The sequence below is a fragment of the Deltaproteobacteria bacterium genome (assembly GCA_026129095.1).
Lineage (GTDB): Bacteria > JAGRBM01 > JAGRBM01 > JAGRBM01 > JAHCIT01 > JAHCIT01.
Genome location: JAHCIT010000009.1, coordinates 1 through 24,720 on the forward strand (window position 1 = coordinate 1; position 24,720 = coordinate 24,720).

Below are 24,720 nucleotides of genomic sequence, written 5' to 3' on the forward strand. Positions count from 1 at the left end.
GCTCGACGGCGCAACCCTGCGCGGTGACTATAGAAAACCGTTCTCGTTCTGGGCGGAAAACGGCGATCGTCTCTTTTGGCGGAGGGTGTGAGATTCGAACTCACGAGGGCCTTGCGACCCTGGCGGTTTTCAAGACCGCTGCCTTAAACCACTCGGCCAACCCTCCAGAGTCCCAGAACTTCGTCCGGGACGGTCGCAGTATGCGCCAAGACGAATACCGACTCAAACTGCTATTTTTTCCTGGCGCGCTCAACCCTGCCCTCTTCCACATCAGCCTCCCACGCTTCGTTCAGCAAACGCTGTTCTTCGGCGCGTATCCCCTCCGCCTTACGCCCAGTCATCCGGGTCAGGCTGTGATCCAGCCTTTTACCGGGAAAATACCCGGAACGGATCATGTGGCGCTCCCCCTGGGGATCAAAGAAGACAAAGTGGGGAACCTTGTCTTTCCACCTGGGATCAATCGAATTGAAGATCAGTTCCCGGTCGGTTTCGCTGGCCGGCATAAAGGTTTCCCACTTGACACCCGCACGCTTGAATAACGCCTCTGCCTGCGCCTTCGTTGAATCCCCATCCATTACGATTGTCCAGAGTTCCACCGGTTCCTTGGCCCAACGCGCTTTCCAGACTTCGCCAATTGAGCGGAAATCCTCCTCACAGGTGGTACACCAGGAGCCCCAGATAATGATGACCCGCCATTTGCCAGTGCCCTTCTGGAACTTGGTCTGAAAAGCCTTGCTGTCCATTTTAGGAAACGCATTTGCGGCCAGCGGCATGACCATACCCATGAGAATGGCCGCCATAATCCCGAAGGCCATACGCCGGACGGTTGCAGAATGACGTGAGATCATAGGCCTGAGCGTAGCCCTACACTGCCATTTCCGCAACGAACCCGACGCTTTGGGCCATATGGCCAGCCAGTTTCTTCTTGACCACCGGAACCATCCACGGGTAAACGGCGTCGGACGGGGAACGGGGACAACGGCCTCCACAACAGACCGCACAATGCCCATGAGCGAAACCAACGACATCTTTGACGTGACCATCCTGGGTGCAGGACCGGTCGGGATGTACGGCGCCTATTATGCCGGTTTCCGGCGGCTCAAGATGAAGCTGATCGATTCGCTCACGGAAGTGGGCGGCCAGATCACGGCACTGTATCCGGAAAAAGACATCTATGACGTGGCAGGCTTCCCTCGCATCCGTGGCAAGGATCTGGTCCGGGCCCTTGCCGACCAGATGAACCAGTACGAACCGACCCTGGCGCTGGGTGAGAAGGCGATGGGCCTTACCCGCCGTGAAGACGGGCTCCTTGAGATCCGCACTGACAAGCAGGTCCATCTGACACGGGTGCTGCTGATCGCCGGCGGTATCGGCCTGTTCACTCCGAGAAGGTACGCTGACGAGAGTATCAACAAGTATGAATGGAAAGGTCTCTACTACGTGATGACCGATCCGCATATCTACCAGGACAAGCGGGTACTCGTCTCGGGTGGCGGCGATTCCGCCGTGGACTGGGCGCTCCATCTTCACCGGATTGCCCGTGACGTGGCCATTATTCACCGCCGGGACGAATTCCGGGCGCATGAGGATTCAGTCCACAAGATGCGTCAGGCGGTCAAGGTGCTCACCCCCTATGTGCTGAAAACTCTCGAAGGCGACAACAAGGTTGAGCGGGCCATTATCACCAACACCAAGACCAAACAGGACGAAGTGTTCGAATGCGACATGGTGCTCGGGTGCCTGGGTTTCATTGCCAATGCAGGTCCTATCAGGGAATGGGGGCTTGAGCTGATCAACGACGGTGTGAAGGTCAATATCCGGATGGAAACCTCAATTCCCGGCGTCTATGCCGCAGGTGATATTTCCCAGTACGAGGGCAAGCCCAAGATCATCAGTGTCGGCTTTGGGGAGGCGGCTGTCGCCATCAATAACGCTTCGGTTTACATCGATCCGCAAAAGCGCATTTTCCCCGGCCACTCTTCGGGGCATTGAGATTTTTCCCGCGGCTGGGTGATGCCGGTACCTCTATCCATTTCAGGCAGTTCCCGCTAGACTCACTCCGCGATGCCGACCTATGGCCTTTCACCGGTACATCCGGTCACCCGTAACGAGATTCTGTCTTTCATCCGCTGGGAAACTGCACTTGCCCGCGATCGGGCTCTAAGACCTCATCGCCTCACTTCTTCACAGTTCAACCAGGTCCGCTATGTCATCAATTTCGCCCGGCTGACGCGCTTCCGGCCCGGCACCGCCGGCAAGGCCACGCGTCCGGAGGGGATATCCCGCTTCGAGATCGACCTGACACAGGAGCTGACGGTCTTTCGAACCCGGGTTCATCGTGTTCTGGGCGAGGCATTCTCCGGTGGGCGCATCCGCTACACCCAGCTCCTCAACGCCACCTGGCGGCTATGGGACGACATGCTGGCGCTTCGCCGCCAGATTATCCTCCGTCATGCCGACGAAATGTCCGAAAATGAACTGGATGCCGAGGTCTGCCGCAAGACGTGGGTCAGCGTTGCGGGCGGCGGTGGTGGCGCAGGATATGTCTATATCGGTGCCTACAAGGTGATGCATGAGCACGGATATGTACCCGGATATATCGTGGGGTCATCCATTGGCTCGATTATGGGCCTGTTCCGCGCCCGTGACCGGGAGCCGGATTTCGACGGCATGATGCAGCTCGCCTATGACATGCGCTGGGACAACTTGTTCAGGGCAATCAGCGTGAAACGCAGGTACGGGCTGCCTGGGCTGCTCCGGCTGTTTCTGCGCGCCGGGATCAGTTCCTACTTCAACCTGCCTGACGGGCGGCCCATGCGGCTGCCGGATCTCGGGATACCTTATGAGGCCGTCGTCGCAGGACTTCCCAAAGGCGCACTGGGAGAAACGATGGAGGAGTTCGAGCACCATCTGCACCCGTTCACCCGCCAGATACCCCCATGGCAGTTCCGTGCCCAGATCGCCCGGCAGCTCGTCAAGCTCGTCGCCTACATGAATCCGCTGCTATGCAAGGAGCTGCTGATCGGCGGCGATGAGCTCACGCGGGATTTCGATGCCGTGGATGCGGCCGGATTTTCGTCAGCCGTGCCAGGCATTCTCCATTACGACGTTACCCGCGATGATCCCGTCATGCACGGAATCCTTGCCGAACTGATGCGTCGAGAAGGGCTGGCTGCACTTGTTGATGGAGGTGTGGCTAACAACGTCGCATGCCGGACCGCATTCCACAGGGTCATGGATGGCAATATAGGCACCCGGAATGTATTCATTCTGGGATTCGACTGCTTCGCCCCCAAGTGGACACAGGAACTGTACCTGCAGGGCATTCAGCGGGTGATCCAGCTCCAGGTTGCCCTGAACAGGCCTTACGCAGCCGATATAGTCGAATTTCCCCGAACACTCTCTCCGCTCAATCTGGTCCCTTCGCGTGCCCAGGTCGACTGGGCGGTCGCGGAGGGATCCCGTATCATGCGAAAAGAGATGGACTGGATCCGCATTCTGATGGAGCCAGTCGAGTTCCGGGCCTGAAATCAGTGCGTGTGGTGATGCAACGACGCCTTGATTGATTCCAGCATCGCAATTGCCATTTCCCCGGTGGTCATTCCATCAAAATCCACGCCGTCCAGCCAGGTATCATAGGCCGCACCTGCCAAAACATGGGTACGGCCCGGTTCGTCCAACTGCAAGGGGCTGGAATTACCACTTTCGTCTTTCAGTTCGATAGTACCGGTGAACGAACTGGCAGATGTGATCAGAAACGGTTCTTCATCATCATATTCACCTTCCAGGTAAATGCTCAGTCCGACCATATCCGGATCATCCGGGAGCCCTTCGGCGTCATCATCAGCCGGACCGATCTGGATGCGTATGGCGCAGTATTCTCCGACAGGTGGTGCCAGTTCCGCAACGGGATATTCCTCGCCAATAATCTCGCTCACGTCAGCCACCACCGGTATACCGCTCTTCAGCGGCGTCGACGGTACATGGACCGGTCCAATAGCTTCCGCATCCAGATTGCCACAGGGAACCAGTTCCACCGACGTCACTACAATGAATGCCCGGTCCAGCGTGATCAGATATCCTTCATCGTTCTCGAACGGATCAACGTGGAGATGGCCTTCGTGCAGGGGCGACAGGCCGGCAGAGAGTGTCATCGTTGTTTCCGCAGCGGAATGCACCCAGAGACCCACTTGCACCTCAATTCCCTCATGGGAATGGCTGCAGGCGGTCATTGCACATGACAGCAGGAGTGCCGTGAACAACTTACGGGGTCTTTGTGGTTGAAAAGTCATATATCATACCTCCCTGTATATAGACACCTTCCTGATGACTCCCATTCAGGCCGTTCGCGGCAGGAATACGGGCAATCACATGAACCAGAAAATCCTCAATGGGACTCCAGATCACACCGGGTGAAACAAAAAGTATTGCACCACCGGAGTTGGGCTGAATAACCCCGCCTTCCCGGTCCCTGCGGGACCAGCGGGTATCAAGCCCCGCCTGGACAGCAACCTGCCTGACAATCTGGTACTGGAGAGTTCCCGATGCGAGAAACGCCTTTCCAGCTTCGTACTGAAGACGCCCCTCAGATGGAAGATGTGCGTAGACAGTCAGATGCATCGACCACGGGTTCCGGTAGTAGCCATACCATCCGCCGATGTTCCCGGCCCATGCACCCGTACCGGGCTGGGCCTCGATCGCAAGCGGAGCACCTGTACCGTCTTGTTCCGTCCTGCTGGTGGGAAAGCGGAGCCCAGCCAGGATACCGAAAAGATGGCGCCGGTATCCCGCATCCGAACCGGGCCAGAAAAACAGTTTGGCGGTCAGTTCGATATCGCCAAGGCCAAACGCTCCCTGCTCTGCGAGGTTAGGCTCGGTCATCTCCTTGCGGACAAGCGGAACCTGAATACCCGCCATCAAACTTTCTACCGGAGCCCATGCCGCTCCGAGTGTAAAGCGGTCCTCTGTAGACCTGATTCGGCCTGCCTGCATGGCACCCGTGCTTTCCGAGCGGCGCCGGTACTCAAGCGATGCCCGGAACCGGTTTTCGAAGGGTTTTTCCTGACCGAAAAGGGTCAGTGTCGGATCGCCGCACGCACAGGAAGCACAGGCAAGAACTGGAGATGGGGAAAGTCCGGTAACCGGCAGCACTGCCAACAGTAACAACATCAACCAGCGCACGCCTGCCGTTATCCTGCCCTTTCGCTTCTGGCATCAGCTACCAGTGCGCAGGTTGCCCTAACAGGCCGCGCCGGATGCGGCAACCTCAGGATATCTTTTCCGGCTCGCGAACAACGGCCGACAGTTCGAGCACGGAAATCTCCGGAGGGCAGTTGAACCGCCAGCGGGGCCCCGCATAGCCAACGCCACGGCTTACGAACAGCCATCCCTGCTCGTTCAGCCGCCGGTCCGGCGGGAACCAGCCGCGGTCATAAAACGGGCGAAGCAACCGGAACTCCGGCAAAAATGGGATATTCGGCGAGATCATCCCGCCATGCGTATGGCCTGCCAGCGTCAGATCAAACGCCCGCTGCACCATCCCGCCCCGCACGACCCACGGACGGTGAGCGAGCAGGATCCGGTATCTGGTCCGGTCGCCCCACAACCATTGATCATCCTTCATCCCGCCGGCGCTGGCTGGGAGTTTGGGATTCTGGCTTACCGGATCATCTATACCGACAATCTCGATCCCGTGTTTCTGCAGGAACTGCTCGTCTGCCGAATTCCGCAGAAACCGCACGGCCGTCCGTTCCTCGACAGCCCTCTGGAGCCGGTCTGCACCCCAATAATGATCGTGATTGCCCGTTATGGCGATAGCCGGAATCTCGTACGGCAGTTCTGAAAGCGGGGCGATGAACGGCTCCAGCCATCGGTCGTTCACCCGGTCGATAAAGTCTCCCGTCAGCGCAATAAGGTCCGGCCGTTCCTTCACTGCCATCTGGAGCGTGTGTCTCCATGCAACGCTGTCGAACATGGGGCCGACGTGCGGATCGGTCACCTGCACGATACGAAAGCCGCTCGCGGCAGCCAGATGCAGCGGTACAGGAACCTTCCACCGTTCAATGATGATCTCGTCAGGCCGGACACGCGAGGACGCCAGAGTCCCAATCCCGGCCAGAACGAAACCGCCACCGGCGGCATTCTTCAGCAGATCTCTGCGGCCAATCGTTACGGCGTTTGCCCGATCGGGTAACGCAGCTTGCGACCGGCCAAACGACAGGCGCCATATCCATCGTCCCCCGAACAGCACCGTAACCAGCAGCGCCGTTATACCGAACAGATAGTGGCCGGTGACAACTCCGTTGTAGAAAGCCCGGTAGATGAAATCTTCTTCGCCAGGCAGCACCCACCTGCCGGGAACCTGGCGCTTGATTCCATGGGCCGCGAGGTTCATTCCCGCAAGCAGTGCCCACAGTGTCCACATGACTCCCTTGCGATGACCTGCAAGGCGCCGTATCCAGTAGACCTCCAGAGCTAGGAAAATGATGAGTCGGAAAAGTGCTGACACGCTGGCTAACAGCCTCCTGCCCCGTTTTTACATTGACACGGCTGCCGCAACAGGGTTAGTGACCTGCGTCATGTCCGCAAGCCGCCTGTCCCTCATCCGGCGATCCTTAGTTTTACTGGTTTTCATCTGTTCTGTTGCAGTTCCAGCCTTCCAGGCTGCTGCCGAAAGTGCAGATGAAACGATTGCCGACACGCCGCCAGCCTCTTCTCCATTATCGCCAGAATCGTCTGTTATCTCCGGAGAGGCTGCCGGCAGTTTCAGGCTCTGGGGAGAGGAACGTCGCCCCTCACAGAGCGAACTCCGCTCCGGGCACAGATTTGACCGTGGCTGGTTTCTGCTGGGTTCACTGGCGGGCGGCTTCTGGCGTGGACACTATCTCACCCCCGGCTCTGTCGGCGGATATCTGACGCCAGATGGTTTCCGGGGAGAACAGCCTCCTGAAGTGGACATCGTATACAGCGCCAATGTGGCAGGCGGACGTTTCATCACGCCCTACTGGTCTCTGGAAATCAATTTTGCCGCCGCGGTCGGTCTGAAACGTCAGAAAGGGCGCGTTGCATTCGGTATCTCGGATCCACCGGGCAGCGGCGACCGTGTATCATCCATTTCCGCCTATCACCTCAGAAACCGGTTTTATCTCTACGACTTCGACGCCGAACGCCGGTTTTTTGCGATCTTCGGAGCGGGATGGACCCAGTTCAACGACTCGTATTATCTGCCCCATACATCAACCACCGAGGCGAAATCGACGATATTTGCACCTTCAATTTCGTCCGGCGCCGGGCTGACCCTGTTACATACCGAAAATTCCCTCGTTTATGTTGAGGGGAACCACTATCACACCTTCAGCACCAAGAATCTCGATTCCAGCCAGGTCTACACATTTGGCATCGGCCTGTCTTTCCCGCTGGACTCCAAGGTATATACGGAAGCAGACATAAGCGAGGTGGCATTCTCCAGGCCGGGGCAGCCCGCTCAGGCCGCATGGCTGGATGCCGGTCCGCTCTCTCCGGTTCTGCCGGGAATGCACCGGCAACGCATTCTCAGCACCGGAGACCTGCGCCTCATTGCCTATCAGAATGCGACAGGCCCCGGCATTCCCAGGGACGCACTGATGCCCCCTGTACGCAGCGGCCTGGATTTCACCGTTGATACAATTGTCATTAGCGGCGTCATCATGGGATTCAAGCGGGCGCTGAATGTCACGTCGGCCAGAGGCCTGCTGCGGGGAGGCTACGAACGGTGGCCGGATAATGTCAGTCAGGTTCCACCCTGGAATGATGGCAACCAGTTCTACACGAACTGGATTCTCCACCCCTATGCAGGGGCCGTTTACTATATGTATTACCGGGACCGCGGCTACTCACGGCTGGCCAGCAGCCTTGGGTCTTTCCTTGTTTCCGCAGTGCACGAGTATCTGATCGAATCGATCTATGAGCCTCCCTCTGGAATAGATATCATTCTGACGCCGGGACTCGGTGTGCCTCTCGGAATCATCATGGATGATACCTCGGTCCAGTGGGCACGCTCCGATTCCGGTCTTAAGCGCACAGCCGCCTATTTTCTGAACCCAATGCTCGGAATGCCATTCGCCCGGTTCCGGCGTGGGCCATACTATGATCCGTCAGCAGACAATCCCTGGACGTTAAACTGGAACTGGAACTGGTAAGGGTTGGTCTCCCTCACCGAACCGTCTAGAGTTAAAGGCACAGGCTGAGGGCATATTGCGGCTTCCTGCTGCGTGGATGCCATTCATGCCAAACCGTTCAATCTATTGGGGTCTACTTGCCGCGATGTTTCTCGCCGGTTGTGGCGATTTTATGGGCGGCACCGGTGGTCCTCCCGGCGACGGTGCTGACGAAAGCATCCATATCATTGCCGTAAAAAACAATCAGCCTGTTCCAGTCACGGTGGGTTTCGACGCCAGCGCAGGTGTTACGGGCGGGCAGGTCACGAGCGGACAGCGCCGTGAATTCTGCTGCTTCGCCCCCGGAACCGCACTCCCAAAAGTAACCAGTTCCCTCGGCCCCTGGTATGAAGAGCCGGGTCCAGTGGTAAATTTCACTGATGCCGATACCAAGACAGCAGAATATGCTGTTGGCTGGAACTCGATATCGCTGTCAGGATCAATTACCTGTTCGAACTGCCCCTGAAACTCCGGGGTTAGTCGTCTGCCACACTAATAAACGGCAGGTTTCTGTACTGTTCATTGTCATCCATGCCGTAACCCACCACAAACGGGTTCCCTTCCAGCTCAAATCCCACGAAGTCTATCAGCTTGCGGAGTTCGCCGGAATCCGGAGCCGTCGCCTTGAACAGCAGGGCGACCGTCCAGAGAGATTCCGGGGATTTCCCCATGAGGTGGCTCCGGATGTATTTAAGCGACATCCCGCTATCAACAATATCCTCAACGATCAGCACCCGCCGTCCGGAAATATTCAGGCTGATATCGGTGAGCAACCGGATTTCACCCGATGATGTACGCGCAGCGCCGTAACTGGCCACTCTCAGGAAGTCGATCCGGCAGGGGCGCTCGATCTGCCGCACCAGATCGGACAGAAAGACAAATGACCCCTTCAGGATTCCAATGACGTCCAGTTCCCCAGGAGGCAGCGTGCGGTTGATCTCACCGGCAACCGCAGTGACCCGATCGCGCAACTGCATGTCCGTATAAAGAGTACGTATCCCGTTCACCGGCCTAACCTATCCCAATCTGAATGCGCCGGGTAGAAGCTTCCTGAGTCTTGCCCGCTGAACCGGACCTGCTCCGCGGTCAAGCACGATCTCCAGATCAGGAAAAAACTCGCTCAAGACCTGCAAACACGCCCCGCAAGGCCGGGGGTATCCTGCCCCTTTGGCTGACACCGCGAGCCGCTTTATCCTGGATGGTTCGATGCCGTCGGAGACCATTCGGGAAATAACACTTCTTTCGGCACAGATAGAAAGACCATAAGAGGCATTCTCGATATTGCAGCCGCTGATATACGCCGACGTCTCTCCGGCGACACGCAGTTCCATCGCTGCGCCCACATTATAGCGGCTATATGGCGCATATGCCTTTCCCGCGGCATTACGCGCGTTTTCGATCAGCGGGTCGCGGTGAAAGCGTTTCGACACGGAGCGTTTCCTCTATCAGCCGGGCCAGAACTGGCTGCATTTCCTTTGACCTGGCGACCACATCGTCATGGGACAATTTCCCGCCAAAACCCCCGGCAAGATTCGTTACCACCGACAACCCCAGCACCCGCATTCCCAGATGCCGAGCAGCGATAGCTTCGATTGCAGTGGACATACCTACGACATCACCGCCGAGCCGGGCAAACGCCTTCACCTCTGCCGGGGTTTCATATGATGGCCCGCGCACCTGGACATAGATGCCGTGCTTCATCCGGACAGCTAGCCGGCGCGCTGCTCTCCGGGCAGCCTTCCTGAGTTTGAGATCATAAACCCAGTTCATGTCCGGAAACCTTGTACCCCAGCCTGCCACATGCTTTCCCTCCAGCGGATTGGCACCGGACAGGTTGATATGGTCATCAAGTATAACGATCTGGCCGGGCTTGTATTCACGGCGAAGCGACCCGGATGCGTTGGTCAGGACCAGATTCTTCACGCCCCATCGTGCCAGTGCCCGCACCAGCCGCACGCATGTTTCGGCCGAATGGCCTTCGTATAGATGAAGCCTTCCGCAGACCAGCAAGAAGTCCTTTTCGCCCGGACGGATCAGTTCCCCCCGATGCCCCTCAACAGACGGCCCAGGTATCCCCGGAAGATCAGAAGATGGTACCTTCACGGCGGGACTGCCCCCCGCAAGCATCTCCGCAACTTCACTTTGCCCTGACCCCAGAACTATCGCGGTGCCCGGAGGAGCACCAAACCGGCCTTCGAGTGCTGCGCGAAGGGCTTCGACGGCCGAGGTCCACGAATTCATTCCGTCTATCCTATCCGTTTCATTACCAGTGGCTTCGCACGAACGGGTGAAGCGGCCACTGCAACGGCTCCCTTCAGGCTCTGAAGCGCATCATCCAACCTGGACCGGTGAGCGTAGTGCAATTCGAGAATTATATCACCGCGGGATACTTTCTGGCCGCTGCCTGCGTGGACAATGGCACCGGCAGCAGGGACAATTTTGTCTGAACGCCGGGCACGGCCAGCGCCCAGTAACCGCAGGGCTTCGCCGAACCGCCAGGTTTCCCGCCACTCCACCCATCCATCCCGTGATGCCGGCAGTACGAATGTCCTGTGGCGGGGAACTATCGACCACGGCCGGTTCATCCATTTTGTCTGTCCCCCTTGCGCCCTGACCATCCGGGCGAATGCCTCAAAGGCGGCTCCCGACGAAAGCACCGTAAAAAGCCTGCGCCGAGCGCTGTCATCGGTTTTTTCCACCTTGGCCATTCGCAGGAGCTCAGACCCGAGCCGCAGCGCCAGTTCCACGACCCGCGCCGAGCGCGGCGATACGTCTCCCCGGAGAATCTCGACGGCCTCTGCCACTTCAACTGCATTGCCGGCCGCCAAACCAAGCGGCTCATGCATATCAGTCACGAGCGCCCGGGCATCCAAACCAAGATCACGCGACACGCTCACCAGTGACCGGGCAAGATGGGCCGCACTCACACTGTCACGCATGAATGCGCCAGAGCCCGCCTTCACGTCATAAACAATATGAGCGACCCCCTCGGCGACCTTCTTGGATACGATGCTTGCGGTAATCAGGGGGGTCGATTCGACCGTCGCCGTGGCATCACGGAGAGCATACAGGATGCGATCGGCTGGGGCGATGGAGGCCGACTGGCCCACGATTGCCCCTCCAGCGTATCTGATCACGGACTGGAATGACCGCAGTTCCAGCGCCGTCCGGAATCCGGGAATGGCTTCCATCTTGTCGATGGTACCCCCGGTAAACCCAAGCGCCCTGCCCGCAATTGTCGGAACCCTGAGCCCGCAGGCAACAAGCATTGGTACCAGCAGAAGCGTTATCTTGTCGCCTTCTCCGCCGGTCGAATGCTTGTCCACCGTCGGAGGCGCGCCTCGCATCTTCCAGTTCAACTGGCGGCCAGAGGCCGCCATCGCACGCGTCAGCTCGACCGTTTCGTCCGGATCAAGCCCGCTCAGCCTCACCGCCATCAGCCAGGCAGACACCTGGTAATCAGGTACCGTATCGCGTACCAGTTCGCTCACAAATCTGGCAATGGCACCCGGTGGATGAGAACGGCTTTCTGCCTTGGTGCGGATAAAATCAACCACATTCATGCGGGAATATCCCCAGACTTGCCGGCCACCGTGGCTTCATCCGGAATTACAATGCCCAGTTCCCGCTCCAGCCGGTTTAGTGCTGCCTCCGGGCCGAGCCGTTCACACAGATGCGATGAATAGAACGCCATGCGTAAGACCCGATTCTGGTCCGCATAGAAGAATGCAGGAACGACAGGGACACTGCTGCTTTCGGCAGCAATGGGGACGCATCCAAACTGTTCCGCGATCTTCCGGTCCGGATCGGCGTGAATAACAACCGGCGCATCTCCGAGCGACAGCTTGAGCTTCTCTTCCATGTCATTCGCCACCAGATGGAGGCTGATGCCGCCCAGGAGCAGCTCTTCAGCCAGTGGACCCAGACCGTTGAGTTCCAGCCGGGAAAACGGCTCGTTTGTACCGGCATTCAGAACGATGACTGCTGGCCAGTTGGCACCCGGCAGGACTGCCGGCACCGGCATTCCGGCCGAAAGCCGTTTTTGCGGCCCAGCAAGCGGGGGATCTGGGAAACGCAAATAGATGAGGTAGAGGAATGACGGGAGTGCGAATCCAACGACCAGCGGGTTCCCGCCGTACATGACAACAAGGATGGCATTCAGAATGGCTGCGAGTGAAAGTCCGACAGGAAGAGGCGGATACCGTGAAAAGTCCCATGCGCGCCAGCAGGCCCACCAATGGGACACTGGCGCTGACACCGAAAAGGCGAGCGTAAGCAGGAGGGCGTGATTTAGCTGGATTGCAGACAGAGGTTTTTCCTATCGGTTCAAGGACCAGTCGTACCGTCTGAACTCAAATCTTGCACTATGCGCATGCTCCCTTAGCCATTCGGCGGTTTTGGCATTATCCAGCCATGACGCCAAAAACCGGGACAGGCCCGAAGGCATGCCCCCAAAATCATCCGCATAGTATTTGAAAATGGACGAGGTCGTCACCAGCTTTGTTCCACTATCAACCACCGTTTCGGCATTGATAAAGGCCCGGGTTGCCATACTGAGCTGGGTGTCGAGCCCCGTTTCTTCATAGAAGCCAATAGGCGGGCACCTTTTGGAGCCGCACACCAGCGCAAAATGAATACGGGGATCCAATCGCCCGAGGGCAAGGACGAGCTGAGACGAACCGGGTGCGAAGTACGGTCCAGATAAAGGATATGGCGGACGGGCGTTTGCCCGGAGAATCCCGTGCTCAATCATGTCAGCAGTCAGAATATGCCCGCCCACATCGTATGCCACACGGGAAAAAACGAGCGGAACCTCCCATACTGTGCTGCGTATGCCCAGTTCTGTAATCGCATCAATAATCATGGCATTATAAAGGTTGATCCAGAACGCCTTGGCTGCATCATCCCTCTTCAGATTCAATGGATTGAACTGGCGCAGGTTCGCGGTGAGGGAGCGAATACCCTGCCATTCGGAACTCTCCCGAAGCCTCTGGTAGTCCACCCGGCCGGTTGCCGGATCGTAGAAGTCCCCTTTAAGCGATATCAGCCTCGACTGGAGTTCAGCCGCAAGAGTGGCTTCTGACGGTCCGGCCCTGGACGCTTCAGCCCGGTTCAGGATGATTTTCCAGCTCAACCCTTTCGGGAATGGCCTCAGTCTCACTGCTTGGACGCTCCCTCGCTGGTTCCATAAGCATTAACGGGACTTGGCCAGCCCGTCGGAATCCTTTATAACTCCCAATGACTGTCCCGTGAAACACCCTGTCAGCCATATGGTTGGCGGCCCTATTTTCAGAGGTTCTGGGTCCATGTTCAACAACAAGAAAGATTCCACCTCCACCGGGAGCAAGGTCGCGGGACTGATTGGCGGTACGCCCAAGCATACATTGACGGCACTCCTCGATGCCGGAACGGCATTTGAAGGACGACTGACCTTTTCGGGGACTATCCATATCAATGGCAAGTTCACTGGAGAAATATCCGGTAATGACCACCTTGTTGTTCTGGATAAGGGAACCGTCAACGGCGAAATCGAGGTAGGCACCCTGGAAATCGCCGGTGAAGTCACCGGCCAGGTCCGGGTTCGCGAGAAGATAATCATTACCTCTACTGGCCGCTTCCGTGGAGAACTGGAAGCCCCTGCGGGCAGCCTCGAAATCCACAACGGCGCGAACTTCGAGGGCACCTGCCGGATGGGTGCGACTACTTCGGGTACCTCCCGGCTTACCCTTGCCGCCGCAGAACCCAGTCGTGGGAAATAGCGGGATTTCGCCAGCCTGGAATGGCTGGAATGGGTATTCCGGTCAGCGTTCACCAATCGTTCAAACAGTCTTGACTTGAAGCAGTCCGGCGGATATTCGCTAGGCCGCTTGGAACGGAACAACGCGCAGTTCCGCCAACTGCCGGATGCTTCTGACGCCCTGTTTCCGGCCCAAAATCACGTTCTTTGCACACTCAAAGGGGAGATGAGTGGACTCTCTGATCGAAACGCTCAGCCATCCGCTTCCCGGCTTTGAAGGCCAGATACCACTTTCCTTCTTTTTCATGCTCCCGATCTTCTGGATCGCGGTTGTCGCCCTGAACAAACTGATGTTCGAGCCGGTGCTTGCGACGGTTGAACGCCGCAAAGCCGCCTCCACGGGTGCCAGTCAAGGTGCAGCTACCCTTCAGGTGGAGGCCGACACACTCGCCCGTGACTATGCGGCCCGCGTGAAAAACGCGACCGACGAAGCCATGACCATGCGGGAAAAACTCATCGGGCAAGCCCGCTCCGAGTGTGAGCAGAAACTCCTTCAGGCCCGCACCGAAGCGGAGCGGAATCTCGACAATTCGCGCAATACCATCCGCAACGAGGCCGAGACCACCCGGGTTGAGCTTCGCAATGAAATCGAGCGCATCGCGACCGAAATGGCCCGCAAGGTAATCGGAGGGGCTGCATGATCTGCCGTCCGGTTACCCTCGGGTTAACATTCGCACTCCTTCCGGTATCAGCGGCTTATGCAGCCGGAAACGGGGAGCACTCCTTCGGCCATACGGTCATTGTTGGAGTGGTAAACTCGGGCATACTTTTCACGGCCCTGATCTTCGCACTCCGCAAGCCGCTAAGAGAGTATTTTTCCACACGTGCCCGCGACTTGAAGGAAGCCATCGAAGCAGCCGGCAAGGCCAGGGTCGAAGCAGAGCGCCTGCTCGCTGAGGCCAAAGACAAAATTGCCAAGGCCGATGCCGATGTAGCAACCCTCCGCCAGCGGTTTGAGACGGAAGCAAAGGCCGAGAGTGAACATCTCCGCCGGGAAGCCGAAAAGACTGCCACCCGGATAGTTGAGGATGCCAGGGCCATGGCCGAAGGCGAGCGCGAGCGCGCACTGATCGCCCTGCGGGCCGAGGCCAACCGGCTGGCAACCGAACTGGCCGAGCAGAAAGCCCGGTCCACCATTACTGCCAACGACCAGACACGGCTCGCCGGGGAGTTCGTGACCCGTCTTGGAGGCGTGCAATGATCAACCGCGCCGTTGCCAAACGCTATGCCCGTGCGCTGATTGAAGAAACCGGCGCCGCGGCACCGGCGGCACTAGCCGCCTTGACAGATCTGGATGCCGAGATTCGGGGGCACGCACATCTCGAAAAACTGCTCTATGGGGGGCTATTCAGTACGGCCCAGCGGCTGGCCGTATTTGAGGACATTGCGGGCAAGCTTGGGATGCCCAAGGCTGCCGTCAACCTGGTCAAAATACTGATCGTGCACAATCGTACACGGGTACTCCCGGTTATTATTGATGAATTCCAGCGTCTTGCCGACGAAAAAGCCGGCATCGCCAGGGCCCAGATCGCAAGTGCCTCAGAACTGTCCGGTGAAATCCGTAGCAAGCTGCAAGTCCAGCTGGAACGGATTGCAAGACGCAAGGTCGAGTGCAGTTACGCGCTCGATCCGGATCTGATCGGCGGGGTTCGGGCACGTATCGGTGACACCGTGCTGGACGGGACCGTCCGGACGCAACTCCAGAAGCTGTCACGGCGCATTGAGCAGGGAACCTGAGCAGGTTCCGGAACAGGATTTAACGCCGTGTGGCGTCCCAATACGGGCTCTGCATGGACAAACTGACGCAAGCGGGACTGTAAAAGTCCCCGGGAACGGAAACCAGGATGAAGATATCAGCCTCTGAAATATCGTCCATCATCAAAAAGCAGATTCACGACTATGAGGCCGCCATTGAAGCCGAGGAAGTCGGAACTGTGCTGCAGGTCGGTGACGGTATTGCCCGCATCCATGGACTGTCCAACGTCCAGGCATCCGAACTCGTGGAGTTCCATAACGGTGTCCGCGGCCTCGTCCTGAACCTGGAAGAGGACAACGTGGGCGTCGCCGTACTGGGTTCCGACGCCGAAATCCGTGAAGGCGACATCGTCAAGCGCACGAAGAAAATCGCATCGGTTCCGGTGGGCAAGGAACTCTGCGGCCGTGTCATCAATGCCGTCGGCGAGCCCATCGACGGAAAGGGCCCGATCAACTCCACCCAATCCCGCTATATCGAGATGAAAGCGCCCGGCATCATCGAGCGCAAGTCAGTCCATGAACCTCTCCAGACCGGTATTAAGGCCATTGACGGCATGATTCCGGTGGGCCGAGGCCAGCGGGAACTGATCATTGGAGACCGCCAGACCGGCAAAACCGCCGTCGCCGTCGATACCATCATCAACCAGAAGACTACCGGCGTATTCTGCATCTATGTCGCTATCGGCCAGAAGGGCTCGACCATCGCACAGGTGGTCGACAAGCTCCGCCAGCACGGAGCAATGGACTACACCATCGTCGTCGCTGCCACAGCTACCGATCCCGCACCGCTCCAGTTTGTGGCCCCATACGTTGGCGCGACAATCGGCGAATACTTTCGCGACAACGGAATGCATGCACTTATCATCTATGACGACCTTTCGAAGCAGGCTGTTGCCTATCGCCAGCTCTCGCTGCTGCTCCGCCGTCCGCCCGGACGCGAGGCCTATCCGGGCGACGTGTTCTATCTTCACTCACGGCTCCTGGAGCGCGCCTGCAAGCTGTCGGACGCCAAGGGTGCCGGCTCGCTTACGGCACTGCCGATCATCGAAACACAGGCTGGTGACGTTTCGGCCTATATCCCGACCAACGTTATTTCGATTACCGACGGCCAGATCTACCTCGAAACGGATCTGTTCTACTCGGGCGTCCGGCCTGCAGTGAACGTGGGCCTCTCGGTATCCCGCGTCGGCGGCAACGCCCAGATCAAGGCCATGAAACAGGTGGCAGGCCAGCTCCGGCTTACCCTCGCCCAGTACCGCGAACTGGCGGCTTTTGCCCAGTTCGGCTCGGATCTGGACGAAGCAACCCAGGAATCGCTGGCCAATGGCGAACGGCTGGTGGAACTGCTCAAGCAGGGCCAGTACGAGCCGATGCCGGTGGAAAAACAGGTCATCCAGATCTACGCCGGCACACAGCGCAAACCCGACGGGAAGACATGGATTCGCGCCTACCCGGTGCCAGCCATCCGCCGCTACTTCAGTGAACTGATCACCTTCATGGACGCCAAGCACCCTGAAGTTGGAAAGCTGATTCTGGAGAAGAAGGAGCTTTCCAAGGAAGTCCGCGAGGCACTCGACAAGTCGCTGGCGGAATTCGCCGGCCAGTTCAAGGCCTGATCCCAGCAACCGGAGCAGCCACCTAACCCATCACACGGAGCCTTGTCCCGATGCCGAGCCTGAAAACCTACCGCACGCGCATCAAGTCTGTGAAGAACACGCAGAAGATCACGCGTGCGATGAAGCTCGTTTCGGCCGCCAAGCTCCGCCGCGCCCAGATGGCCGCTCTCAATCACCGGGAATATGCCAACGGTCTGCGCCGGATCATTACTGAGATGGCCCGGCGCGCTGAACATCGTGGCCACCCCCTGCTCCAGCAACCGGAAAATGGAGCTGACCTGATTGTTCTGGTAACCTCAGACAGGGGCCTGTGCGGCGGCTTCAACGGGAATCTCAGTCGGCGCCTTCGCGGGCAGATCATGCCTGACGACCAGTTACCCTCCCCTGAGAATATCCAGATCCGTTTTGTGGGCCGCAAGGGGCAGGAGTTTTTCAAGGCCTGGGGCTGGAAATCTGATTCCAGCGTCCCGTCCACATCCCCGACATCGCCCAAAGCCGCCCAGGAACTGGAACGGTTCGTGGTAGAAGGATTTACGGGTGGGAAATACCGGTCGGTCACTATCGCCTACAACAAGTTTAAGTCGGCAATTGCCCAGGAAATCACTTTCGAGAAGCTCCTGCCCATCAGTGTTGAAAACGATCCGGCAGTTCCGGCACCACCAGACTACATCTATGAGCCTGCCCGTGAGGAGATACTCTCCACGCTGCTGCCACGATATGTGGCAAGCTGCATACAGCAGGCAATTCTGGAATCGGTGGCGTCTGAACATGCCGCCCGGATGACGGCGATGGAGAGCGCGACAAAGAACTGTTCGGAAGCGATTGGCTCGCTAACGCTCCAGATGAACCGTGCCCGCCAGGCACTGATCACCAAGGAGTTGATGGAGATCATCGGCGGCGCCGAGTCGCTCAAGGGTTGAAATTTCTAGCGAAACGGACCGGGGTGAATACCCCGGTCCAATGGAAACGAGAGGTCAGACAACATGGCAGCCGGTAACGGACGAATTCTGCAGGTAATGGGGCCCGTCGTGGACGTCGAGTTCACTGACACCGCCATTCCCGAAATCTACACGGCTCTTACCGTCACCAACCCGTTCATCAACGACCAGGCAGACAATCTGGTACTCGAAGTGGCACTTCACCTGGGCGAGCATATCGTCCGGACAATCGCCATGGACACGACCGACGGCCTGAAGCGCGGTATGGAGGCCAGGAATACCGGCAAGGGCGTCACGACACCCGTGGGCCGTGAAACACTGGGCCGGATCATGAACGTGGTCGGACAGCCGGTTGACGACGTGGGTCCCGTGACCACCAAGGAACGCTGGGAGATTCACCGCCCGAGCCCGAAGTTCGCCGACCTTTCCACCAAGGTCGAAATGCTGGAAACCGGTATCAAGGTGATCGACCTGCTGGAACCCTACTCCCGCGGCGGCAAGATCGGCCTGTTCGGTGGTGCCGGTGTGGGCAAGACCGTGCTCATCATGGAGCTCATCAACAACATCGCCAAAGGACACGGCGGATTCTCTGTGTTTGCCGGCGTGGGTGAACGCACCCGCGAGGGCAATGACCTTTACCACGAAATGATTGAATCAAACGTCATCGTGGCTGAAAAGGACGACAAGGGGCACCCAAAGAAAGGCCCACACGGTGGTTATGTAATCAAGGTTGACCAGTCCAAATGTGCTCTCGTTTATGGACAGATGAATGAGCCGCCGGGAGCCCGCGCACGTGTGGCGCTTACCGCCCTTACCGTCGCCGAGTATTTCCGCGATCAGGAAGGCCAGGACGTACTCCTGTTCGTCGATAACATCTTCCGGTTTACCCAGGCTGGTTCGGAAGTGTCTGCGCTCCTCGGCCGCATCCCTTCGGCCGTGGGCTACCAGCCGACGTTGTCCACTGAAATGGGCGAGCTTCAGGAGCGGATCACGACAACCAACAAGGGATCAATCACTTCCGTCCAGGCGATCTACGTGCCTGCCGACGACTTGACCGACCCTGCCCCGGCGACGGCCTTTGCGCACCTCGATGCGACGACCGTGCTTTCGCGGCAAATATCCGAGCTGGGCATCTACCCCGCCGTCGATCCGCTCGACTCGACTTCCCGTATCCTCGATCCACAGGTCGTGGGCGAAGAGCACTATCAGGTCGCCCGTCAGATCCAGCAGATTCTCCAGCGATACAAGGATCTGCAGGACATCATCGCGATTCTGGGCATGGATGAACTTTCCGAAGAGGACAAGACCGTTGTGGCCCGCGCCCGGAAGATCCAGCGTTTCCTGTCCCAGCCGTTCCATGTCGCCGAGCAGTTCACCGGACAGGCCGGCCGCTATGTGAAGGTGAAGGACACGATCCGTTCATTCAAGGAAATCCTCGAGGGCAAGCATGACGCCCTGCCCGAGCAGGCGTTCTACATGGTCGGCTCCATCGAGGAAGCCATTGACAAGGCCAAGCAGCTGGCCGGTGCCGCCTGAGTGGCCCGGCGCTAGCGAGGGAGTCAACCAGAAATGGCCGTAGCTGGACCGTTCCACTGTGAGGTGATTACCCCTTTCCGGAAGGCGGCATCACTTGATGTCATAGAGGTGATTGCTCCGGCGGCCAGCGGGGAAGTCGGTATACTTCCTGGCCACACGCCTTTCCTGGCAATGCTGGGCAGCGGCCCCCTTCGCCTGCGTGAACCGGGCGGCAAGGAGCACATCTTCGCCTGCCACGGTGGCTTCCTGCAGGTAAGTGAAAAGGGGGTTGTCGTGCTTGCCGACAAGGCCGAATCCCTCGACGAACTCGATCCTGTGGAGATCGAAAAACAGCGTAACGAGCTTGAGCACGTGCTGAAATCCATCTCGTTCACGAGCGAGGATTACGCCCGGACGGTTTCCAATATCGAGGAAAACCGGACCCGTGCCCACGTTGCACGCCAAAAGACGCACTAACTCTATTTGTATTTCCATCGGTCCCCGGCGGGACCATAGTTAGTCGTGTGGAGATAGCCAGGGTCCATATCGGTATACCCAGCAGCACGTACCGTTTCGATCAGACGGACACGTGAAACACGGTTTGGATCGAACCTGACGTTCAGTATCTGTTTCCTGCGATCCATCCGGGCCTCCAGAAACCCATTCAGTTCTGCCAGATGGCTTCTCAGCTTTCGTTCGTCTTCATCACTCTGGACATTGCAGGTCAGCACTCTGGCTTCATTCTCCGGCAGAGCCTCCTCGATACTAGGCACCCACTCCGTAGCCGCGGATGGTGTTTCCGTACCCCCCGGCTGGAACCGGGTGAGCCGGAGGGCATTTGTTACTACCAGCACCGACGAAAGCGACATGGCGAGCGCCCCATACATGGGGGGAAGGAGGCCTGCCGCAGCTACGGGAATCGCAACGGCATTGAACAGGAATGCCCAGACAAGATTCTGCCGTATATTGGACGCGCACTCCCTGGCCCCTTCCAGTGCGTCAGCGAGCAGATTCATATCATTTCGCAGAAGGACGATATCCGCTGCAGCCTGGGCGGCGCTGGTGCCCGTCCCCATCCCGATGGACAGATCGGCTGCCTGCAGGGCCGCCGTGTCATTGATCCCGTCACCAACCATGGCTACCGGGCCCAGTTCCGAGCGTATCTTCTGGATACGGTCGAGCTTGGCCGCTGGTAACTCATTCGCATGAAACCGGGAGATCCCAAGCGTCTTTGCCACCAGCCCCGCGGCCTGTTCGTTGTCGCCAGTGGAAAGCACCGGCTCTATTCCAGAAGCCCGGAGCCGCGAAACAGCGTTTTCCGCTCCACTACGTATCGGGTCATTCAGGTAGAATATGCCGCCAAGTTTGCCATCTATTGCGACATAGCTACGTGTGGCGTGCGGATGCAGTCCGATCATCCGGAGCAGGTGCGACCGGTCAATCTGATGCCGGGTGACGACATATTCCCGGGAACCCACTGCCACGGCCTTCCCGTTCCACTGGGCGGAGATTCCTTCGCCGGGAAAGTTCATTATCTCCGTAAGTGTTATATCCGCGAGATTTCGGGGCGAGAGATACCGCTCAATGGCCCGGGCAAGGGGATGCTCGCTTCGCCGCTCCAATGCCAGTGCAACAGCCAGCACCTCATCCTGCGGGATAATCCGTGACTGGTGGACATATTCAACCACCTCCGGAAGACCTTGCGTAAGCGTCCCCGTCTTATCCAGAACAATTGCCCTGAGCTGCGGCGATTGCTCAATGGCTTTGCCGCTCCGGATCAGGATCCCCCGCCTGGCCGCCCAACCCGCCAGTGCGGAAACCGCCGCAGGCGTGGCCAGTCCCAAAGCGCAAGGGCAGGCAATCACCAGCACCGTGACCGCCGGGACAAGAGCTTCTGCCAAGTCTCCGGTGAGATACCACCAGATACCAAATGTTAGCCCCGCAATCGCGGCAGTCACCGGAACGAACCAGGCCGAAACCCGGTCGGCCAGCTTCTGGATGCCAGGGCGGATATTCTGGCCTTCACGGGCCAGCCGGATGAGATTCCCGTGGAAACTCGATTCTCCGGTAGCTGTCACCCGGATCGTCAGCGGGGCGTCATTATTGACAGATCCGGCGATAATTCTCGACCCAGACTCCTTCAGAACCGGCAGTGGCTCTCCGGTCAGAAGTGCGGTACTGACTGACGAACGTCCGCCGGTTACCTCCCCATCTGCCGGGACCGCCTCCCCCGGGCGGACAATGATGAGATCGCCGGGAACAAGTGCCGTGGCAGGCACATCATCAGGTTCACTGCCGGCGCCAAGCCGGTGAGCCCACTGGGGAATTGCCTTTTCCAGCTCCTCAAGTGATTCCCCCGTCCGCCGGGAAACCTTTTCCTCCAGATATTTCCCCATCGTGACAAATGAGAGAATGAGGCCCGCTGCCGGGAAATCCACCAGCCGGTGATCGTCCAGCGCTATTCCAGCCCAGCCGGCCATGAAGGCTGTTCCGCTACCCATGGCGACCAGAGAGTCCATGTTCAGGGTCCCCCGCACCGCTGCCCGGAAAGCCCGGCTGTAAATGGCACGGCCAGGCCCCACAACGATAGCGGTAGCCAACGCACCGGATACCAGCATCACGGCAGCCCCGTGACCGGCAAAATGAAGGGCCAGAAGCGGAACTGAGAGAATCAGGGCGATAATTGCATTCTGGCGAGCTGCGTTCACCCGGATGGCAGAGCCGGATTCATCGGTATTGCTTGAGCCCATCGGGCGAAGTTCATAGCCAAGGGACCGAACCGCCGTCTCCATAGCTTTGATATCAGCCTCACCACTTACCTGCGCCTGCTTGGCAGCAAAGTTGACGGCGCAGGATTCCACGCCGGGGATGCTTCTCAAGGCATCCTCGACACGCACTGCACACGATGCACAGTGCATCCCTTCAACCTGATAGTGGTGAACACTGCCCATGATTGCCACTATCTTAACACGGCAAAAACCGGCGGGGGTAGGTTTATTGCCCGTCGGCCTGTTTCAAAAAGATCGCACCCAGGGGAGGAAGCGTCAGTCGCGCTGACCACTGGTGCCCATGCGCAGGAATCTGCTCGGTATCGATACCGCCAAGATTTCCCTGCCCGCTGCCACCATAGTAACGGGAATCGGTATTCAGCAGTTCGGCCCACCGCCCGCCCATCGGCAGTCCGATCCGGTACCCATGCCGGGGCACAGGAGTCAGGTTGAATACCACAGCTACCAGTCGGTCCGGCTTCGTACCCCGCCGAAGGAAACTGACGACGCTTTGCTGGCTGTCGTGACAGTCAATCCACTGAAATCCATCAGGAGCCGCATCAAGCTCGTGCAAGGCCGGCTCACCACGATAGAGACGGTTCAGGTCACCCATCAGGCGCTGCATTCCCGCATGCAGCCCCGTGTCGGCCAGATGCCAGTCAAGGCTCTGGTCGTGATCCCATTCCCGGCGTTGACCGAATTCGGAACCCATGAATAGCAGCTTTTTTCCCGGCTGGGCGAATTGCGCGGCGAACAGGAGCCGCAGGTTGGCAAACTGCTGCCACTCATCCCCTGGCATCTTTCCCAGCAAGGAGCCTTTTCCGTGAACTACCTCGTCATGCGAAAGCGGCAAAACAAAATTTTCAGTAAATGCATAAAGCATCCGGAACGTGATCTGGTTGTGATGAAACTGGCGGAATACCGAATCAAGGGAAAAGTATTCCAGCATGTCGTGCATCCAGCCCATGTCCCACTTGAGCCCGAACCCCAGCCCCCCGACATAAACAGGCTTGGACACCATAGGCCAGGCCGTCGATTCTTCGGCGACTGTCTGCACGTCCGGGTACTGGGCATAGATGGTCTCATTCAGCCATCTCAGGAATGAAATGGCCTCCAGGTTTTCCTTGCCCCCATACCGGTTCGGGATCCATTCGCCTTCCTTGCGCGAATAGTCGAGGTAAAGCATAGATGCGACGGCATCCACCCGAAGGCCATCGGCATGATATTTATCCAGCCAGAAAACTGCGCTGCTCGCCAGGAATGATCTCACCTCATGGCGGCCATAGTTGAAGATATAACTGCGCCAGTCCGGATGATAACCGAGCCTCGGGTCCGCATGCTCATAAAGATGCGTGCCATCAAAGTAGGCAAGCCCATGTTCATCGGAAGGAAAGTGTGACGGCACCCAGTCGAGAATAACGCCGATCCCCTCCTGATGCAGGTGATCGATCAGGTACATGAAATCCTGCGGATTGCCGTACCGGCTGGAAGGGGCGAAATACCCTGTCGTCTGATAGCCCCACGACGCATAAAACGGATGTTCCATGACCGGCAGCAGTTCGACATGGGTAAAGCCCATACGGCGGACATAAGCCGCCAGGCGGGGAGCAACCTCCCGGCACGACAGGATTCGGTCCGGTTCGGAAGGATCCCGTATCCACGAACCCAGGTGAACTTCGTAAATGGAAACCGGCGCCTGCAGTGAGTGATAGTCCCGCCGGGAAGCCATCCAGGCCCGATCATTCCACTCATAATCAAGGTTCCAGATTACTGATGCCGTTTGTGGCGGTATCTCTGCAAAATTTGCGAATGGATCGGTCTTGTCCACCGAATAGCTGCCGATACGCGATTCAATGAAATACTTGTAGCGTTGCCCGGCTGCAGCCCCAGGTACGAATAGTTCCCATACACCGGAACTGCCCCTCGGCTCCATCGCATGGCGGCTCTTGTCCCACCCGTTAAACTCGCCGATTACCGCGATCCGGCCGGCGTTCGGTGCCCATACCGCAAACTGGACGCCCGCAATACCATCCTGAACTACCGGATGGGCGCCAAATTTTTCGTACAAGCGGAAATGCGTCCCCTCGTTGAAGAGGTACAGGTCGTGATCCGTCAGCTTCGCTGGATGGGTCACAG

The 24,720-nt window shown here is 58.3% G+C and carries 24 protein-coding genes and 1 tRNA gene; 12 read left to right on the forward strand and 13 right to left on the reverse strand.

The window, feature by feature from the left end; all coding sequences use genetic code 11:
- Nucleotides 1-76: 76 nt before the first annotated feature.
- Together KIT79_12810 and KIT79_12815 are read right to left on the reverse strand one after the other, a co-directional pair.
- Nucleotides 77-166 (reverse strand) — tRNA-Ser (locus tag KIT79_12810).
- A 64-nt stretch (nucleotides 167-230) separates the two neighbouring features.
- Nucleotides 231-800, reverse strand: coding sequence for a hypothetical protein (locus KIT79_12815; GenBank protein MCW5830183.1), 570 nt, complete (start codon nucleotides 798-800; stop codon nucleotides 231-233).
- Nucleotides 801-1,008: 208 nt separating this feature from the next.
- Between KIT79_12815 and KIT79_12820 the strand changes: the two genes are divergently transcribed.
- Both KIT79_12820 and KIT79_12825 read left to right on the forward strand, forming a co-directional pair.
- Nucleotides 1,009-1,992 (forward strand): NAD(P)/FAD-dependent oxidoreductase, encoded by a 984-nt coding sequence (locus KIT79_12820; GenBank protein ID MCW5830184.1) that lies wholly within the window; start codon nucleotides 1,009-1,011, stop codon nucleotides 1,990-1,992.
- 72 nt (nucleotides 1,993-2,064) lie between these two features.
- The gene (locus KIT79_12825) at nucleotides 2,065-3,528 is read left to right on the forward strand and encodes a patatin-like phospholipase family protein (protein ID MCW5830185.1); all 1,464 of its coding nucleotides are present in this window, start codon (nucleotides 2,065-2,067) and stop codon (nucleotides 3,526-3,528) included.
- A 2-nt stretch (nucleotides 3,529-3,530) separates the two neighbouring features.
- Here KIT79_12825 and KIT79_12830 read toward each other — a convergent pair whose 3' ends face one another.
- The 3 genes from KIT79_12830 to KIT79_12840 all read right to left on the reverse strand — a co-directional run bounded on the left by KIT79_12830 (nucleotide 3,531) and on the right by KIT79_12840 (nucleotide 6,508).
- Nucleotides 3,531-4,154, reverse strand: a complete 624-nt coding sequence (locus KIT79_12830) for a hypothetical protein (GenBank protein ID MCW5830186.1) — start codon at nucleotides 4,152-4,154, stop codon at nucleotides 3,531-3,533.
- A 109-nt stretch (nucleotides 4,155-4,263) separates the two neighbouring features.
- Nucleotides 4,264-4,917: a hypothetical protein gene (locus KIT79_12835; GenBank protein MCW5830187.1), complete on the reverse strand. Its 654-nt coding sequence runs from the start codon at nucleotides 4,915-4,917 to the stop codon at nucleotides 4,264-4,266.
- A gap of 349 nt (nucleotides 4,918-5,266) precedes the next feature.
- Nucleotides 5,267-6,508: a metallophosphoesterase gene (locus KIT79_12840; GenBank protein ID MCW5830188.1), complete on the reverse strand. Its 1,242-nt coding sequence runs from the start codon at nucleotides 6,506-6,508 to the stop codon at nucleotides 5,267-5,269.
- A 70-nt stretch (nucleotides 6,509-6,578) separates the two neighbouring features.
- Between KIT79_12840 and KIT79_12845 the strand changes: the two genes are divergently transcribed.
- Together KIT79_12845 and KIT79_12850 are read left to right on the forward strand one after the other, a co-directional pair.
- Nucleotides 6,579-8,177 (forward strand): DUF3943 domain-containing protein, encoded by a 1,599-nt coding sequence (locus KIT79_12845; GenBank protein ID MCW5830189.1) that lies wholly within the window; start codon nucleotides 6,579-6,581, stop codon nucleotides 8,175-8,177.
- An 85-nt stretch (nucleotides 8,178-8,262) separates the two neighbouring features.
- Nucleotides 8,263-8,661, forward strand: coding sequence for a hypothetical protein (locus tag KIT79_12850; protein ID MCW5830190.1), 399 nt, complete (start codon nucleotides 8,263-8,265; stop codon nucleotides 8,659-8,661).
- A gap of 10 nt (nucleotides 8,662-8,671) precedes the next feature.
- Here KIT79_12850 and hpt read toward each other — a convergent pair whose 3' ends face one another.
- The 6 genes from hpt to KIT79_12880 all read right to left on the reverse strand — a co-directional run bounded on the left by hpt (nucleotide 8,672) and on the right by KIT79_12880 (nucleotide 13,197).
- Complete coding sequence (hpt, locus tag KIT79_12855; GenBank protein ID MCW5830191.1) at nucleotides 8,672-9,172, reverse strand: hypoxanthine phosphoribosyltransferase; 501 nt, start codon at nucleotides 9,170-9,172, stop codon at nucleotides 8,672-8,674.
- 39 nt (nucleotides 9,173-9,211) lie between these two features.
- The gene (cdd, locus tag KIT79_12860) at nucleotides 9,212-9,625 is read right to left on the reverse strand and encodes a cytidine deaminase (protein ID MCW5830192.1); all 414 of its coding nucleotides are present in this window, start codon (nucleotides 9,623-9,625) and stop codon (nucleotides 9,212-9,214) included.
- Complete coding sequence (locus KIT79_12865) at nucleotides 9,579-10,436, reverse strand: purine-nucleoside phosphorylase (protein MCW5830193.1); 858 nt, start codon at nucleotides 10,434-10,436, stop codon at nucleotides 9,579-9,581. Before KIT79_12865 ends, cdd begins: the two co-directional genes overlap by 47 nt.
- Before the next feature lie 5 nt (nucleotides 10,437-10,441).
- On the reverse strand, nucleotides 10,442-11,758 hold the full coding sequence (locus tag KIT79_12870) for a thymidine phosphorylase (protein MCW5830194.1): 1,317 nt from the start codon (nucleotides 11,756-11,758) through the stop codon (nucleotides 10,442-10,444).
- Nucleotides 11,755-12,441 carry a hypothetical protein gene (locus tag KIT79_12875; protein MCW5830195.1) on the reverse strand — a complete coding sequence of 229 codons (687 nt, stop codon included), beginning with the start codon at nucleotides 12,439-12,441 and terminating at the stop codon, nucleotides 11,755-11,757. Before KIT79_12875 ends, KIT79_12870 begins: the two co-directional genes overlap by 4 nt.
- 72 nt (nucleotides 12,442-12,513) lie before the next feature.
- Nucleotides 12,514-13,197 (reverse strand): DUF547 domain-containing protein, encoded by a 684-nt coding sequence (locus KIT79_12880; protein ID MCW5830196.1) that lies wholly within the window; start codon nucleotides 13,195-13,197, stop codon nucleotides 12,514-12,516.
- 304 nt (nucleotides 13,198-13,501) lie between these two features.
- Between KIT79_12880 and KIT79_12885 the strand changes: the two genes are divergently transcribed.
- The 8 genes from KIT79_12885 (at nucleotide 13,502) to atpC (ending at nucleotide 20,293) form a co-directional block, all read left to right on the forward strand.
- Nucleotides 13,502-13,954 carry a polymer-forming cytoskeletal protein gene (locus tag KIT79_12885; GenBank protein MCW5830197.1) on the forward strand — a complete coding sequence of 151 codons (453 nt, stop codon included), beginning with the start codon at nucleotides 13,502-13,504 and terminating at the stop codon, nucleotides 13,952-13,954.
- A gap of 208 nt (nucleotides 13,955-14,162) precedes the next feature.
- A complete protein-coding gene (locus KIT79_12890) occupies nucleotides 14,163-14,633 on the forward strand; it encodes an ATP synthase F0 subunit B (protein ID MCW5830198.1) in 471 nt (156 codons plus the stop codon).
- Entirely contained in the window at nucleotides 14,630-15,193 is a 564-nt protein-coding gene (locus tag KIT79_12895; GenBank protein MCW5830199.1) for an ATP synthase F0 subunit B, read from the forward strand. Before KIT79_12890 ends, KIT79_12895 begins: the two co-directional genes overlap by 4 nt.
- The gene (atpH, locus tag KIT79_12900; GenBank protein MCW5830200.1) at nucleotides 15,190-15,729 is read left to right on the forward strand and encodes an ATP synthase F1 subunit delta; all 540 of its coding nucleotides are present in this window, start codon (nucleotides 15,190-15,192) and stop codon (nucleotides 15,727-15,729) included. Before KIT79_12895 ends, atpH begins: the two co-directional genes overlap by 4 nt.
- A 107-nt stretch (nucleotides 15,730-15,836) precedes the next feature.
- Nucleotides 15,837-17,363 carry a F0F1 ATP synthase subunit alpha gene (atpA, locus tag KIT79_12905; protein ID MCW5830201.1) on the forward strand — a complete coding sequence of 509 codons (1,527 nt, stop codon included), beginning with the start codon at nucleotides 15,837-15,839 and terminating at the stop codon, nucleotides 17,361-17,363.
- Between the two features lie 50 nt (nucleotides 17,364-17,413).
- On the forward strand, nucleotides 17,414-18,283 hold the full coding sequence (gene atpG / locus KIT79_12910) for an ATP synthase F1 subunit gamma (protein MCW5830202.1): 870 nt from the start codon (nucleotides 17,414-17,416) through the stop codon (nucleotides 18,281-18,283).
- Between the two features lie 63 nt (nucleotides 18,284-18,346).
- Nucleotides 18,347-19,837 carry a F0F1 ATP synthase subunit beta gene (gene atpD, locus KIT79_12915; protein ID MCW5830203.1) on the forward strand — a complete coding sequence of 497 codons (1,491 nt, stop codon included), beginning with the start codon at nucleotides 18,347-18,349 and terminating at the stop codon, nucleotides 19,835-19,837.
- Nucleotides 19,838-19,870: 33 nt separating this feature from the next.
- The gene (gene atpC / locus KIT79_12920; protein MCW5830204.1) at nucleotides 19,871-20,293 is read left to right on the forward strand and encodes an ATP synthase F1 subunit epsilon; all 423 of its coding nucleotides are present in this window, start codon (nucleotides 19,871-19,873) and stop codon (nucleotides 20,291-20,293) included.
- Between the two features lie 2 nt (nucleotides 20,294-20,295).
- Here the strand turns inward: atpC and cadA are convergent, their stop codons facing one another.
- Nucleotides 20,296-22,767, reverse strand: coding sequence for a cadmium-translocating P-type ATPase (gene cadA / locus KIT79_12925; protein MCW5830205.1), 2,472 nt, complete (start codon nucleotides 22,765-22,767; stop codon nucleotides 20,296-20,298).
- Between the two features lie 43 nt (nucleotides 22,768-22,810).
- Nucleotides 22,811-24,718 (reverse strand): 1,4-alpha-glucan branching protein GlgB, encoded by a 1,908-nt coding sequence (glgB, locus tag KIT79_12930; protein MCW5830206.1) that lies wholly within the window; start codon nucleotides 24,716-24,718, stop codon nucleotides 22,811-22,813.
- Nucleotides 24,719-24,720 lie beyond the last annotated feature (2 nt).